13 protein-coding genes are annotated in these 14,523 nt (G+C 52.8%); 4 read left to right on the top strand and 9 right to left on the bottom strand.

Annotation, left to right across the window (positions count from 1 at the left end; genetic code table 11):
* Positions 1-22: 22 nt before the first annotated feature.
* Positions 23-862: a hypothetical protein gene (locus tag EGJ86_RS18440; protein ID WP_125836108.1), complete on the top strand. Its 840-nt coding sequence runs from the start codon at positions 23-25 to the stop codon at positions 860-862.
* Here the strand turns inward: EGJ86_RS18440 and EGJ86_RS18435 are convergent.
* From EGJ86_RS18435 to EGJ86_RS18400, 8 genes are all read right to left on the bottom strand, one after another.
* Positions 805-1,011 carry a DUF4113 domain-containing protein gene (locus EGJ86_RS18435; protein WP_125836107.1) on the bottom strand — a complete coding sequence of 69 codons (207 nt, stop codon included), beginning with the start codon at positions 1,009-1,011 and terminating at the stop codon, positions 805-807. The genes EGJ86_RS18440 and EGJ86_RS18435 overlap by 58 nt on opposite strands.
* 80 nt (positions 1,012-1,091) lie before the next feature.
* Positions 1,092-1,811, bottom strand: a complete 720-nt coding sequence (locus EGJ86_RS18430; protein WP_125836106.1) for a M48 family metallopeptidase — start codon at positions 1,809-1,811, stop codon at positions 1,092-1,094.
* Positions 1,801-4,908, bottom strand: coding sequence for a type I restriction endonuclease subunit R (locus EGJ86_RS18425; RefSeq protein WP_125836105.1), 3,108 nt, complete (start codon positions 4,906-4,908; stop codon positions 1,801-1,803). The genes EGJ86_RS18430 and EGJ86_RS18425 overlap by 11 nt, the downstream gene beginning before the upstream one ends.
* A 42-nt stretch (positions 4,909-4,950) precedes the next feature.
* Positions 4,951-5,478: a hypothetical protein gene (locus EGJ86_RS18420; protein ID WP_125836104.1), complete on the bottom strand. Its 528-nt coding sequence runs from the start codon at positions 5,476-5,478 to the stop codon at positions 4,951-4,953.
* On the bottom strand, positions 5,475-6,419 hold the full coding sequence (locus tag EGJ86_RS18415) for a hypothetical protein (RefSeq protein WP_125836103.1): 945 nt from the start codon (positions 6,417-6,419) through the stop codon (positions 5,475-5,477). Before EGJ86_RS18415 ends, EGJ86_RS18420 begins: the two co-directional genes overlap by 4 nt.
* Positions 6,420-6,432: 13 nt before the next feature.
* Positions 6,433-7,617 carry a restriction endonuclease subunit S gene (locus tag EGJ86_RS18410; protein WP_125836102.1) on the bottom strand — a complete coding sequence of 395 codons (1,185 nt, stop codon included), beginning with the start codon at positions 7,615-7,617 and terminating at the stop codon, positions 6,433-6,435.
* A complete protein-coding gene (locus EGJ86_RS18405; protein WP_125836101.1) occupies positions 7,614-10,013 on the bottom strand; it encodes a type I restriction-modification system subunit M in 2,400 nt (799 codons plus the stop codon). Before EGJ86_RS18405 ends, EGJ86_RS18410 begins: the two co-directional genes overlap by 4 nt.
* A 183-nt stretch (positions 10,014-10,196) precedes the next feature.
* Positions 10,197-10,475: an AbrB/MazE/SpoVT family DNA-binding domain-containing protein gene (locus tag EGJ86_RS18400; RefSeq protein ID WP_372237975.1), complete on the bottom strand. Its 279-nt coding sequence runs from the start codon at positions 10,473-10,475 to the stop codon at positions 10,197-10,199.
* A 136-nt stretch (positions 10,476-10,611) separates the two neighbouring features.
* Here EGJ86_RS18400 and EGJ86_RS18395 point away from each other — a divergent pair, with 136 nt between their 5' ends.
* The 3 genes from EGJ86_RS18395 to EGJ86_RS18385 all read left to right on the top strand — a co-directional run bounded on the left by EGJ86_RS18395 (position 10,612) and on the right by EGJ86_RS18385 (position 14,021).
* Entirely contained in the window at positions 10,612-12,198 is a 1,587-nt protein-coding gene (locus EGJ86_RS18395; RefSeq protein WP_125836100.1) for a hypothetical protein, read from the top strand.
* Between the two features lie 195 nt (positions 12,199-12,393).
* Positions 12,394-13,161: an NYN domain-containing protein gene (locus EGJ86_RS18390; RefSeq protein WP_125836099.1), complete on the top strand. Its 768-nt coding sequence runs from the start codon at positions 12,394-12,396 to the stop codon at positions 13,159-13,161.
* A 47-nt stretch (positions 13,162-13,208) separates the two neighbouring features.
* Positions 13,209-14,021: a TIGR02391 family protein gene (locus EGJ86_RS18385; protein WP_125836098.1), complete on the top strand. Its 813-nt coding sequence runs from the start codon at positions 13,209-13,211 to the stop codon at positions 14,019-14,021.
* Positions 14,022-14,142: 121 nt separating this feature from the next.
* Here the strand turns inward: EGJ86_RS18385 and EGJ86_RS18380 are convergent, their stop codons facing one another.
* The gene (locus EGJ86_RS18380) at positions 14,143-14,394 is read right to left on the bottom strand and encodes a hypothetical protein (RefSeq protein ID WP_125836097.1); all 252 of its coding nucleotides are present in this window, start codon (positions 14,392-14,394) and stop codon (positions 14,143-14,145) included.
* Positions 14,395-14,523 lie beyond the last annotated feature (129 nt).

Raw genomic sequence — 14,523 nt, 5'->3', positions numbered from 1 at the left:
TGTTTTTAGTGGAGAGTTTTTAGTGAGTCTACTAGATAACGCCATTCGCTCGATTCAGATTGGTCTAGATGACTATCAATCTGATGAGCGATTAGTTTCTAGCGTTAGGAATATTTACGCAGGTATCCTGCTACTCTTCAAACACAAGTTATTTTTGTTGAGTGGGAAAGAAACCAATGCGGCTTTGATCAAGCAAAATGTCGTTCCTACTATAGATTCACAGGGTGCGGTGATCTGGAAGGGGGTTGGTAACAAAACTATTGATGTTGCTGGAATTAAAAGTCGATTTAAATCTCTTGGAATTCCTGTCGAATGGGATGCATTTGATCGTATCAATAAACACCGCAACGAAATAGAACACTTTTTTAGCCCTTTATCTGAAGATGAAATTGCTGAGCTGTTAGCAGATTGTTTCGTAATAATCAGTCGGTTTTTGTCGCATAATTTAAAGCTGGATGCTAGGGACGTACTTGGTGACGAAGCTTGGCAGATCCTTCTGCATGCCTATGAAGTATATGAATACGAAATTGAAAAGAATACCCTAGCCATAGGCTCTCTAGTATTCCACCATGATGTTATCAAAAAAATATTCTTAGAGTTTTGTTGCCTTAGCTGCTCGTCGCCCCTTGTACAACCGTCTCGATCAGGAGCGGCAGAAGACGCGACGTTTTCCTGCGCTGAGTGTGAAAGCAAATATAGCTACGATGACATTTGCAACATGGGGATATCTGACTTGTACATAAGCTCATTTCGGGCTGAGTCTGAAGAAGTTAGCCGTCCATTTTCTAACTGTGAAATTTGCAGTCAGGGGCTATATTTAAAAGAATATCGCGTTTGCACCGCATGCGGATGTATCGAGTAGCCACGAACACCGATCACCTCATCCCACCTTGTCGTAAACCTCTGACTCAGCATCTGCCGGCGCATCGCCCACACCGGTTTCGCCGATACTCGGCCAATACGCAAAGTGCCACGGCCTTCATGATCATTGATCTGGGCGACAACAGCCATCAACCGCTCAGCGCCAGACCTTGGTTTGGGCGCTAAAAGATCTGGCGTCCACTCACCACACTGGGTTGATGTGTCAGCCCTTAAAACTCTGTCAGCACTGAACTATTCAGTTCCTCGCGCAGTGTTCGCCATTGTGGCAAATGCAGGTCGAGGAGGGCGGTGAAACGCTCGTTGTGATGCCGCTCATGCAGGTGCGCCAGTTCATGCACCAGGATGTACTCCATGCACTGCACCGGCTGCTTGGCCAGCTCCAGGTTAAGCCAGATGCGCCGGGCTTCGATGTTGCAGGTGCCCCACTTGGTCTTCATGCGCTTGATGCCCCAGGCGCGCACTTCAACACCTAACGTCGGCTGCCACTTTTCCAGTAGCTCTGGCACCAGGCGTTTCAATTCGGCGCGATAGAAGTCCTGAAGCACCTGCTCGCGTCGCTCGACGGTGGTCTCCGGGCGTACGAACAGATCCATGCAGGCCTTCCCGCGCAGCGCTATATGCAGTGCTGTGCCACTACTCTCGTGCACGCGCAGGCGATACCGCTGCCCCAGGAAGTAATGGCTTTCGCCGCTGACCATGCGCCGCTGGGATTGCCGGGGCTGGGCCTGAAACTTTGCTCGCTGGCGTTTGATCCAACCCAGCTTGCCCACTACAGCCAGGCGCACCGCTTCATCGTCGACCGCCATCGGAGCAGCCACCCGCACGCGCCCCTGCGGCGGATAAACGCCCAGGTGCAGGTTCTTGATCGGTTTGCGCACGACCTCCACGGTCAAACCGCTGACCGTGATGCTGCGGGACTCAATACTCATGCTGATGCTTGACCAGTTCCAGCAAGGCATCCAGCCGTTCGTTGTCCTGTCCTGCCGAATAGTTGCCCAAGCCCTCAGCGGCGTCTTTACCCCACTGATCCAGCACATTCTTGATCGCCAGGCGCACGCGCTTGATCTTCATGGCATTGCCACGCCAGTCGTCCTGCCGGCTATCTAGCACAGCGGCATCTACAGCCAATGCCAAGCCTGCATTGTGTCCTAGGTTGTCATAAAGCGCTTTGCGGGCAGCGCTATTGATCGAGCCAGGATAGTTGGTCGAGCTGGTGGGGTTCTTAGCCTGCTGAGCCAGCTTCACCACCTCATCCAGATACTCCTGATAGCTGATGGCGTCTTCCTTGCGCTTGGCGATCAGCGCATCGAGAAGCGAAGACATGGTCTCGTAGTACTTCGGGTTGATCGGCGACTCGTCGATGATCAGCTTGCGCACGTTGTTCTCGATGGTCTCGGCCACGGCTTCCTGGCTTTCGCGGATGCCCTTGGGCAGCGCGTCCACCGCATCGACACCACGCTCGACGATCAGCTCGATCAGCGACATATCGTCGAAGGCGGAGATCTTCTCGCTGTCATCGGCGCGGATGTAGGTGTCGATCAGAAAGCGCATGTCCGGCTCATAGGCCTTCAGGTCGATGTAATCGCCACTGGCCAGCTTCACCTCGTCGCGCACCTTGGTGAAGTGATCAACCTCATCCTTGATCTCGCTGATTTCCCTGGCGCTATACCCGGCTTCTTCCAACTCGTTGGCCAGATTGCCGAAGCAGCGAATCAGTGCTGAGGTCATCTTGTACAGGTTCAGGCGCTTCGGTTCGTTGGCTTTGAGCACCTCGGCGTTACCTGAGTCGGTGCCGCAGAAGAAGCGAATATAGGCTGGCGTGTCCTTGGGCCTCTCCACCGGTTCGCACAGGGCCTTGATTGTCTCGCGGGCTTCCTCCAGGTCTTCCTGAGCTTTGCTCAGCCGGTCTTCCAGCAGGCCTGCCACATCGGCCTTGTCGTAACCATCCAGTGCGCCGCTGGTGTAGTCGCCGATGGCGCCTTCCAGCTGCTTGAACAAGTCCTTGTAGTCGATGATGTAACCGTACTGCTTGTCTTCACCGTCCAGGCGGTTGACCCGGCAGATGGCTTGGAACAAGCCGTGGTCGCGCATCTGCTTGTCGATGTAGAGGTAGGTCGCTGAAGGCGCGTCGAAACCGGTCAGCAGCTTGTCCACCACGATGAGCAGGCGCATCTGGCCCGGCTCTTTGATGAAGCGCTGTTTGACCTCTTTCTCGAAGGTCTCCGGATCTTTGTCGCCGAGCATCTGGTTGTAGATGGCGTACTGACGCAGCTTCTCGGTCAGTCCTTCGCCAGTGGCTTCACCCTTGATGTCAGCAGGCGAAGGCTTGTAGCTGGTGACGATGGCGCACTTATCGCCCATGCCGGCCTTGCAGAACAGCTCATAGCACTTGCAGGCCTCGAAGATGCTGCTGGTGACCAGCATCGCATTGCCCCGGCCATCGGCCAGGCGGTGCTTGGTGGCCATATCGAGGAGGATGTCGGCGACGATCTTCTCCAGCCGCGACTGGCTCGACAGCACTTTCTGCATGGTGCCCCAGCGCTGCTTGAGCTGGGCCTTGGCCAGGTCGTTCAGACCCTTGGTCTTGGCCTCGAACCACTGATCGATCTTCTGTTGCGAGGTGATGTTCTGGTCGATGTCGCGGGCTTCATAGCGCAGATCGAGCACCACGCCATCGGACACCGCTTCGTCGAACTTGTAGGTGTGGATATAGCGGCCAAACACCTCGATGCTCTTCTGTTTGTCGGCCTTTAGCAGCGGCGTGCCGGTGAAGCCGATAAACACGGCATTGGGCAGGATGGCCTTCATCGCCTTGTGTAGCTCACCGGACTGGGTGCGGTGGCACTCGTCGACGAACACATAGAGGTCGCCCTTGGCGTGGAAGTCTGGCGGCAGACTCTTGCGCAGCTCATCCACAAAGTCTTCTACATCGGCATCCTCGCGGGTGCCGAACTTGTGGATCAGCGAGCACAGCAGCCAGGGTGAAGGCTGGTTGAGTTTGTCGATCAGATCGGCACCGCTGGTGGTGCGCACGATCTGCTCATTGACGCCGGTAAACACCTTCTCGATCTGTTCATCCAGCTCAGTGCGGTCGGTGATGATCAGCACCCGCGAGTCCTGGATGTTTTCCCGAATCCATTTGGTCAGCCAGACCATGGTCAGGGACTTACCCGAGCCCTGGGTGTGCCAGATGATCCCGCCCTCGCGCCGACGCAGGTAGCGCTGCGCCTCGCGGATGCCAAAGTACTGGTTGTGTCGGCAGAGCTTCTTCACCCCACTGTCGAACACGATGTAGTCGTGGATCAGCTCCAGAAAGCGCGTCTTGTTGCACAGCTGAAGCAGATGCCGATCCAGCAGGTTGTCGGCAGCGGCGCTGTCAGCGTTTTCCTCTTTCCAGGTGAGGTAGTACTTCTCACCAGTCTGGATGGTGCCGTAACGGATGCCTTGAGTGTCGTTACCAGCCATCACGTACTGCATGGTGGAGAAGAACGGCTGGATAAATTCAGCCTTCTGGTTATCCAGGTTCTGCCGGATGCCCTCGTTGACTGCCACCTTGGAACGCTTCAGCTCCAGTACGCCAAGGGCAATACCATTTACATAGAGCACGATATCTGGGCGCTTGGTATGCGCCTTGGCATCAGCGCCTTTGACGGTGACTTCCTCGGCAATCGCGAAGTGGTTGCGCTCAGGATGCTTCCAGTCGATCAGCCACACCGTCTGAGTGTTCTCACCCACCTCAGGCTTGATCTTCACCCCGTAGCGCAGCAGCTCATAGACCGCCTTGTTGCGGTCATAAAGCCCCTTGCTGGCGTCATTGGCAGCTCTGTTCAGCTCGAAGATGGCCCGGCTGGCGAGATTAGTTTCAGCGCCCTGCTCAAGCAGCCAGCCACGCAGCAGTTCCGCCTCGATATTGGCGTTGTTAGGGCGGTCGGCCCAGTCGCCGAGGTGCTTATAGCCCAGCTTCTGCTGAAATAACATACCAACGCGCAGCTGGGTTCTTTTCTCAATCTGGCCGACTAGGCTCATATTACTTCCTGCGTCAAATTAAAAATAAGAACGACCATTTTATTAGGTGTCCAGATACTCAAACCAAGTATCAAGATTTCGTTTTATTAGCAGCAGACACCATGACAAAAGCAATGTGGCGTATATTGATGAGGCTGTAGAGATTAGTGCAGTAATCCAATGCTCATACAGGCCAATAGTCAACTGAAATACAGCTGTGGAGATAGATGCAATAATTGCATAATACAGGAAGTCACTTAATTGCTTTAGTGGCAAGTAGAGCTTAAGGCTTGGGTTTTCTTTATTTGCCGACTGCCATTTTTCAATATATTTAGGATTGTCATAAACATTTTCCTTCATTGTTACGATAATGAAGGTTTTTAGCGAGAGCAGAAAGCCTCCGAGCGCCAAGAAGCCAGCAAATAGATGGCCTCTAATATTGTCGGCGTAATATTCGGGAAAGCTTTTTAGCGGGTGACAAGTAAGTGATTTTGTAGTGAGCGGATCGCAAAAAATGAGTAAGCTGACTATATATCCGGCAGCTGCAATCAATAGCGCAAAAAGCAGCAGCCAGAGTGCAGTCTTTTTCATTTGACATTGGCCTCAAAAATATGCCTGTAATCTTTTGACTTACAGACAGCTATTAAGTCAAGCGATACTTGATGTGATGAGAAAGTTTGCAGATTAAGGTTGTTGAGCTTTAAAGCTACGTCGTCGAAATCTTCCTCGCCAAAGTTATCGGGAATATTGAAAACCCTTATGGAGACATCGTCGCCCTCTTGGTTTGTTGCGTATATTCTTCCAGTGCTCGGCTTGATTTTATCAATTGCTTCTGAAATAGCAGAAGATAGAATCGGGACTCCCCAGCCGCTGGCAAAGGTCAATTTCTCTCGTATTTTTTTTGCGTAGTTAGAGAGAGGTATACCTTCACGCACCTTGGAGTCTATTGCGGAGAATTCGTACTCAAAAGCCTTTAGCTTCTTATATTCACCCAGGATCTTCTCTAGTGATTCTTTTCTGACGAGCTGTGAGAATATAAGCTTTGATTTAAACTTTCTCCGAATTTCTTTTTTCTGTGACTCACTTATGGATCCATTAGCGAGCTCTAGTGCCTCTGTTTCATCATCAATTAAGGACTGCCGTAGATTCGTAAACTCAGAGCTTAGATACGCGCCAAATATGTTGAGGCCACATGAGTTATGATAGTGCTGATATAAGCCTATTCCGTTCTTTTTGTTCAATACAAAAAAATTAAACTCCATAAGCTTGTCGTCTCCCTTTAAGTTCTCCACGGCGATTTTTATCTGTCCGCCGCTTCCCTCTAAACGGCAAAACCGCTTTTGATCCTTCACGGTAACAACAAGTCCTGAGTGGTATTCGGCATGTGAACTACAGTCGATAAATATCCTTCTTTCGATATTTCTGGAGTTGTCTGGCAGTCCGGACTTTTTCTCCATGCTTGCCATCAGGGCGTCTATGGTTATGCTTGAAGAACTAGACTCAACTTCGAATCCGTATAGCTTTACTTTCAACTTACCTTCCTCTCTATATTATTCTCAAACTGCCTGACAAAAGTTGCTGCATCATACCCACCTTGAGTTGCTTTGCTTTGTCGCGACGGGCTTCGAGCATGGCTCGTTCACTATCCATGTCGGAGAGTATGGTGGCGATGGCAGTCTGCTCTGCCTTGTCGGGCCAGGTGACCACTAGCGGATATATGTCAGCCGGGTGAATGTGAGGTTGTGCTCCACCAGTTTGGGCCTTATAAATATCTTCTTGGCGAGATTTTAAAAAATAATAAACAAAGAGGATTTCGTATTTGTCCGACTCTCCAATCGTGGAGCAATCGGATGCGAATATAGGTGTCTCAAAAAAAGCGACGTAGCCAGCACTTGCTCCTGACGCGCTAATCGTGATGTTTTTTCCACTGCGGTTTGCTGCGCTGTGGAAATATGCTGGCTTCTTTCCGCCTGCAACAACTGGAATATCTCCTGGTGATGCTAGCTTTTCTGTAATCAACTGCCCTTTCTTTATCTCTACAACGTCACCTAACCGTTTTACCTCCCACTCCCCACTAAACCCTGGCAGGCGGCGTTGGCCGGTGAGGAGTTGTTGCATAACGGCTTGCTGGATGTCACGCTTTTTGGCGATCATTTGCTCTAGGCTGCTGATAAACTCCTCCATCTCTGATACTGCTGTGGCGATAGAGATTTGTTCATCAACTGTAGGTGGCAGTGCAACTGGGTATGTCTTGAGTTTTTGTCCATTAATATTCGCCTGCCCAACAGCGACACTAAGGACTTTCAGACCATAATTTTTGGCGAATTTAGAGTTAAGGAAGTAGTTAAGATAGCGGGAGTCAATCTGGTCTTTTTTTTCTTTTATCCTGATTAGATAGCCAGCAAATATGCTTGGTCGGGTGCCTTTGTAAATAGCGGCTTTCCCGACGAGGTCAATGGTGTTTGTCCTGTTGAACAGGACATCCCCTGGATTAAGAAGGTATTTCGCGATCTCGCTTTCGTTATCAGTGAAAACGAGATCACTCCAGTCTATTTTACCTTCTTGTAGATTCCCCATTCTGAGCACAGGAATTTTTCCCGAAGAAGAGGATTTGGCTGAGGAGCCATACTCGACGGCATGAACCAATTGCCCGAGCGGCCTGACATCCCAGTCCTCCGGGATCACTCCCAACTCAGTCTGTTTATACCCCGGTTTTACCTCGGCACTCATACCGCAAACCCCATCTTGGTCAGATGCGCATTGACCTTGGCCGCTAGTGCTTCCACCTCGGCATTCAGAGCCGGCAGCGGTGTGGCATAGCGCTCGGCCAACTGGCGGATACGCCCGGTGAGTGCCTGCGAGACGCGATCTAGTTCGGTCTGTACATCGGTTTGCAGGGTGACCAGCCATTTGTCGTCGACCACCAGGGTTTTCAGCTCGGCTTCGCTGATCTGGGCGTAGTGGGCCTGCACCTTGGCATCCAGCATTTTCTGCGCGGTTTTGACCTTTTTGCTGGCTTCGGCTTCACGCTCGATGAGCGCCAGGCAGTGTTCCAGCGCTTGGCGCTCTTCGTCGGCGTCGAGGTCGTGTTTGATCGCCTTGAGGCGAGCCTTGACGCTGGCGGAGGTGAGTTTGCCCTTATCGGTTTTGCCTTCAACCAATGGGCCGTCTTCTCCGCCCTGCTCCTCGTCCAGCTCTTCCAGCTCGCGGCTGATGACGTCGCGCTTCGCTTCCAGCTCAGTGATGGCGGCAGCCTCGGCGGCGTAATAGCGGCGTACTATCAATTCGGGCGGCAGCAGATCGGTATTGGGCTCGCCCTTGGCTGGGCCGCTGGCGATCAGCGGCTGCCAGCCATCGATCACCAGTTGGTACACATCATCCTGCAAAGTGGCGTACCAGTAGTCCTGGAGGTGTTGGTAGACGTCGTAGGCATCCAGCAGCGGCGCGGCCTCGAAGCGATGCAGCAGGTCTTCTGCCAACTCTTTGAGTAGTGCCTTGGGCTGGTCGCCAATGGCGATGCCGGCGAGGTTCGGGCGGTGATCGGCGCGCCAGGCCTCGAACAGGCCCGCCACCGTCTGGCGAAAAGCGTCGAACTCGGCGTGACCGAAGATGGTTGGCTTGATCTCGCTGATGGCGACTTTGAGGCTGAGATAGCCGGGACGCAGGGGCTCGAACAGTGCGCCGCGCAGGTTAGGCATGACCTGCCAGTAGGGATGCAGGGCCTCGATATCCCGCTCGGGAATGCCGCCATGCAGGTGGGCCTCGATGTCCTGAAGATCCTCTGCTTCGCTGGTGTCGATATAGCGCGGGATATTCAGGTTGAAGTCGTTGGCTTCGATCTCAGCCATTGGCACCAGTCGAGCGAATTTCTCCACCTCAATCTGCTGGGTGAAGGTATCGACGATCTTGTGGATGTCCTGCTCACGCAGACGGTTCTTGTTGCCGTCCTTGATAAAACCCTTGCTGGCGTCGATCAGGAACAGGCCCTTGCGACCAGCACTGCCTTCCTTGTCCAGCACGATGATGCAGGCAGGAATGCCGGTGCCATAGAACAGGTTGGCGGGCAGGCCGATGATGCCTTTGATATAGCCCTGCTGGAGGATGCGCTTGCGGATCAAACCTTCAGCACCACCACGGAACAAAACACCGTGGGGCAGAATCACCGCTGCTTTGCCGGTGCTCTTCAGTGAAGTGAGCATGTGCAGGAGGAAGGCGTAGTCACCGTTCTTGTCCGGTGGGATGCCGTAGCTAAAGCGGCTGTACTCATCCTCTGCCGGGTTGAAGCCATTGCTCCAGGCCTTGGTTGAGAACGGCGGGTTGGCGACGATAAAGTCGAACAGCTTGAGGTTGCCCATCGAGTCTTTGAAATGCGGGGCGGAAAGGGTGTTGTCCTTCCAGATTTCCGCCGTGGGGCAGTCGTGCAGAATCATGTTCATCTTGGCCAAAGCGCTGGTGGCGTTGTCCATTTCCTGGCCGTAGATGGCCAGATCCAGGCCGGTGACGCTCTTGGCTTCGTCGTGGGCCTTGAGCAGCAGCGAACCCGAGCCGCAGGTCGGGTCGTAAATGCTCTGCTTGCTGTCGGTGGCACCGGCCAGGCCGATAACCTGGGCCATGATCCGCGACACTTCAGCAGGGGTGTAGAACTGGCCCTTGCTCTTGCCGGACTCGGTGGCGAAGTGGCGCATCAGGTATTCGTAGGCATCCCCAAGGATGTCGTCGCCCTGGGCGCGGTTGCTGCGGAAATCCAGCCCCGGCGAGTTGAAGATGCTGACCAGGTTGGACAGGCGGTCGACCATCTCCTTGCCCTTGCCGAGCTTCTCCTGGTCGTTGAAGTCGGCCACGTCGATGACGCCGGTGAGGTTATTGGCCTCGGCCAGGCGGGCAATGATCTGGTTGATCTTGTCGCCGATCTCCTTGTCGCCCTTGAGCGCCACCATATCGGCAAAGCTGCCGCCTTCCGGCACCTCGATCAGCGAGTTGGGGTCGCCTGCGTACTTGTCCGAAACGTACTTCACGAAGAGCAGCACCAGGACATAGTCCTTGTACTGCGAGGCATCCATCCCGCCACGCAGCTCGTCGCAGGATTTCCAGAGGGAGGAATAGAGTTCGGATTTCTTGATTGCCATCGGGCGTACTACCTTGCAATGCGAAATGGCAGGTAGCTGAGGCTCATGACCTCGTCCGCGTCCCTGCCGAAGGATGGGGCGAGAGTATCAGAAATGTGGAGCAGGCCTCATCTATGGGCGGCAGCAGAATTGCCATCGAGATGCTGAATTTCTGAAAGACAGGCGCCAACGCCACATCAGCCTCTAGGATGCGGCATCGGCGGATCGAGGCTTGAGTTTTAAAGAGATTCCTTCCTTGTCGCCCTCAATGACCAGATCATCTCCCACAGCCCAGCCAAGCTTCTCCAGTAGCGCCGGAGGAAGCTCAACGATGACGTCTCCGCTACCATCTCCTGGGTCTTGGCAGACAACTCGCCAGCTCTCTGATGTAGCCATGGCTTTGATCTCACGGTTAAAGAACTCAGTATGGCCCAGTATCGCCTTGGGCAGGACGGTTTCATCGGGAGGGAGCAACGTTGCCATACAGTTACCAACCGCAAAGCGCTGAAGCCACATTTTGGCATTCTGAACTACACGACAGTGCCATCGACATTTTGATACCTAGAAAACTTGTGGCCTCACTTTAAAGTGACGAGAAATCGATAGAGCGAGAGCCAAAATGTTATCTACAGCCTTTCAGTTCCCAACACTCGGTCATTTCAACAAGGTGCTATGTGACTGCCTAGGCCTTTGGAGCAGCGACGGGAAGAGTGTCGAGTTTCATGTACCTGCCAGTGAAAAGGCCAGGCGGGAAGCATTGAGATCTGCTTTCGAGGCAATTAAGAGAGAGAACGGCACTTATGGGTCTCTCGACGAGCTTGTGTCCGTCACGACTCAGATCGCACCGGAATCAAAGCAGGAAGTAAAAAAGAGCAAGACCATTCAGTCCTATGTGTCCTATCTGGCCAAAGAGGATTACTCCTCATACGAAGAACTCAGGGAGTTAACAGGCTATATCGAGATTCTCGTCCATGAGAAATACGGAGCCTCGAAAGTTTCCGATCTTGCAGCGAAACTCTACACTTCAGCGTTGCTACACTACAGAGAGTTCATAAGGGAGTACTCGGCAACATCTGAAGACTGCATTGATGCCTACCAAGGTTTTCTTGCAGGCACAATGATCGACCTGGTCAGAGCTATCTCCGATGTGGAGCCAAGGGGAGTCCTCGGTAAGAGTACAGAAACGAGCAGATGGCCTCTGCGTGAGTTTGTCGAGAAATTCTGTAAGGAAACTGGGGTGACACCGTACAAACTTCACCAGTTTCACGCTCTTCGTAAGCAATCCGTTAACTGCAACCTGACTGACAGCGAGCTATGGGGATTAGATTTCTCGTCAAAGCCGGTCAGTACGCAGTCAAAGCAGGTATTTGAGCGAATGAGCAAGGAAGGCAAAATAAAATGGGAAGTTATTTATCCATTTATCAAGCCGCTTGCGTGTCTTTTGCCTGCGGAGGCTGAGGGGCATGGGTTTGCCAACAAAGCTTTTTGTGCCTTTGTGTCCCACAACCTGTATATGCATGCCACCGAGATAGGCGATTTTGACCCCAGCACTCAACCCCAATACCCAAAGATTAAAACCCTAGACAGCGCCACTCCAATCAGCGACTGCATTGATCAGATACTGCATGACGACGTAGTCGATGAGAAATTATTGGATGATGCGTTTGGAGCGTACCATGAATTCTTGACAAACCTTAGATCAATAGGGGCATTTTTGTCCTGCGACACCGCCATACCTGACGGGCTTGCAGTTCTATACAAAAAGGATTATCTGAAGTTTTTTGAAAAAGAATGGCTATCCAACTTAACAAACACTCCAGCGTGGATTGAAGACTGGTCATTGGCTAGTAGATTCATGCTAACCGGCGCCAGTGAAAGCGCACTAAAACATTTCAAGCAGGCACTTGAAAAGGCTAAGTATTCCGCAGGCCCTCTGTTCATTCCTTTTTATGTGCAAGTATGCGCATTCTGCAAATCGCAGTTTAAAGTGCTATCTCGCAATGGTGAAGAAGAGGTATTTGACCGGTTTTATGATTCATTGGGAGGCGAAGCCGCAAAATATGCTGGTCTACTAGGGTACACTCCTGGCTCCACCCGTGATCCCGAAACGCTTTTGCCTAAGTTCAATCTCCCTGGAAAGAATCGTCTGATCATTCAGGAAATCGACATATTGACTGGGTGGTTGCTTAATGGCAAGAAACTATAGCGTTTACGTTCAGGGACAGATGGTGGTAATGAAATTATGTTAACCGCTCAAGTTGAACATGCACATAATAACAGGCTGGAGAGTCGCTCTGGGGCAAGCACCTCTCAGAATCACCAATATAATTACAGCGCTTGCATAGCCCCTGCGCATGGTTGCAACGTTCAAGCAAACGCAGTCTTACAAGGACGACACTTGATGCACCAGAAACGAATTGCTTTGTTGATCGATTGCGACAACGTCAGTCACAGTGCCATTGAAGGCGTGCTGGAAGAGCTCGCCAAATACGGCATGGTCAACGTACGACATGCTCATGGTGACTGGAAGAGCGACGGTCTCTCTGGCTGGGTTGAGCGGCTCCATCCATTCGCTATCCGCCCGATGCAGCAGTTCGCCTACACCAAGGGCAAGAACGCAACTGACGCAGCCATGATCATCGATGCGATGGATCTGCTGTACAGCAAGAACATCGACGCTTTTGCCCTGATGACCAGCGACAGCGACTTCACTCCACTGGCTCTACGCCTTCAAGAAAGTGGCTTCCCGGTGTATGGCTTTGGCGAGAAGAAGACTCCTTCTGCCTTTGTGCATGCATGCACGTCGTTCATCTACGTGGAGAATCTTGTACGGGCCGCAGACGACGACAAGGTTTCTCAGGACGAACAACCCCGGAAAAAGTCTCGAAATGAGCTGCGTTGCGACACATCCCTAGTGCGCTTGCTTCGAAACGCGGCAGACCAAACAGCCGGGGATGATGGCTGGTCGCTTCTCAGCAGGGCATCGGACTACATCCACAACAACAGTTCGTTCTCTGTGGTGAACTATGGCTATCAGAAACTGGGCGATCTCATACGCACCTCGGAGCTGTTCGATGTTGAGATGCGCGGGACGGCCATGGTTATCCGAACCATTCGCAAACAGACGTCAGCACAAAGCCAAGAGCCTGCCCTTGCGACCTCTGCTTGACCTCATCTCGCAAGCAAAGCGCATGAATAGCCTAACGGAGACCGGCCTTGAGTAATCGGATACTACCCTTCAGCCCTCAAGACCTTGAGGCTGTCTCCCGCGTACTGGCCGATACTGCACGAGGCCTTAGCGGATCCCAGATCGGCTGGCTACTACAAGAGATCCGGGTTGAGGATGTAGACCCCGGCAATACCAAATGGAAACGCCTCTACAACGCGCTCGCCGCCGCCCAAAACAAGCACCAGGTCGGCAATCACCTCATTCAGTTCATCAACGCAGCGATGAACCCAGTGAGCTATGCCAGAGACCGTGAGTCCTTCATCTGGAGACGCAACGAACTCAATGTGGTTCTGGCGTTTTCAGGCTTTTATGTACGCGACGACGGCAAGGTTGGCCATGCTAATCGGGCAGCGACCCTAGACGCCGCTCTCGCCCGCGCAGGCAAACTCAAATCGGCCTTGGAAAACCGATCTGTACACGAGGAAGTCTATAAATACTGCCGCTCTGAGCTACTGGATGAGAACTATTTTCACGCCGTATTTGAGGCGACCAAGGGGGTCGCACAAAGGATCCGCGATCTTTCTGGATTGGGCGGTGATGGCGCTGACCTGGTCAATAAGGCCTTCACTGGTCAGTCCCCCGTATTGGCACTAGGGCCGCTGAACACCGAATCCGAGAAAAGCGAGCAAAGAGGCTTTGCCAACCTGCTGATTGGTTTGTTCGGGGCAGTTCGTAACCCTCTAGCCCATGCGACAAAAACCAATTGGCCCATGTCTGAACAGGACGCGCTAGACATCTTCTCACTGGTGTCGCTGGTTCACCGCAAGCTTGATGGTGTCAGTCTGGCTGGAGGCCAGTAGAGCTCTCCTGGCGCTCAAACACTCAGATCAAGCTGAGCCCTCAGCCTACGCAACCCCGGAGGGTCAAGGTCAATCGGGAGGTCGGCCAGGATGAGGATTGCCAGTTGGCTCTTTGCCTGTCTCAACACACGAAAGTGCGTCGATTCATCGTGCGATGTGAACCCAGCAGTGGTCGCTCACCTGTCTCAATATTGGCCAACAGAATCCCCGCCAACTCCGCCATGCCCTCAGCACTCACCAAGCCCAGCTGCTCGTCGAACTGACCGTTACGCTGCATCAGACTCAGGTGAGCGCTGATCATCTGCTCCACCTTCTGGGCGCCAAAGGCCGTTAGCACTACCGCCCACAGAGCCCTCTCTTGAACGCGCGTCATATCTTGCTCAATAAAAAGGGCCGCTAACGCGACCCTTGGCTGTCTCGAAACCGAGGGTGTACGAATTTTTGTGTAACCGACTCATGAGCGACACTGTCGCTCCGAACCGGAGACACCATGAGCAAGACG

This window comes from Pseudomonas sp. o96-267 (genome assembly GCF_003935465.1).
GTDB classification, from domain to species: domain Bacteria; phylum Pseudomonadota; class Gammaproteobacteria; order Pseudomonadales; family Pseudomonadaceae; genus Aquipseudomonas; species Aquipseudomonas sediminis.
Note: the sequence above shows the minus strand (reverse complement) of the source record. Positions and strands in the feature narration are given on the sequence as shown.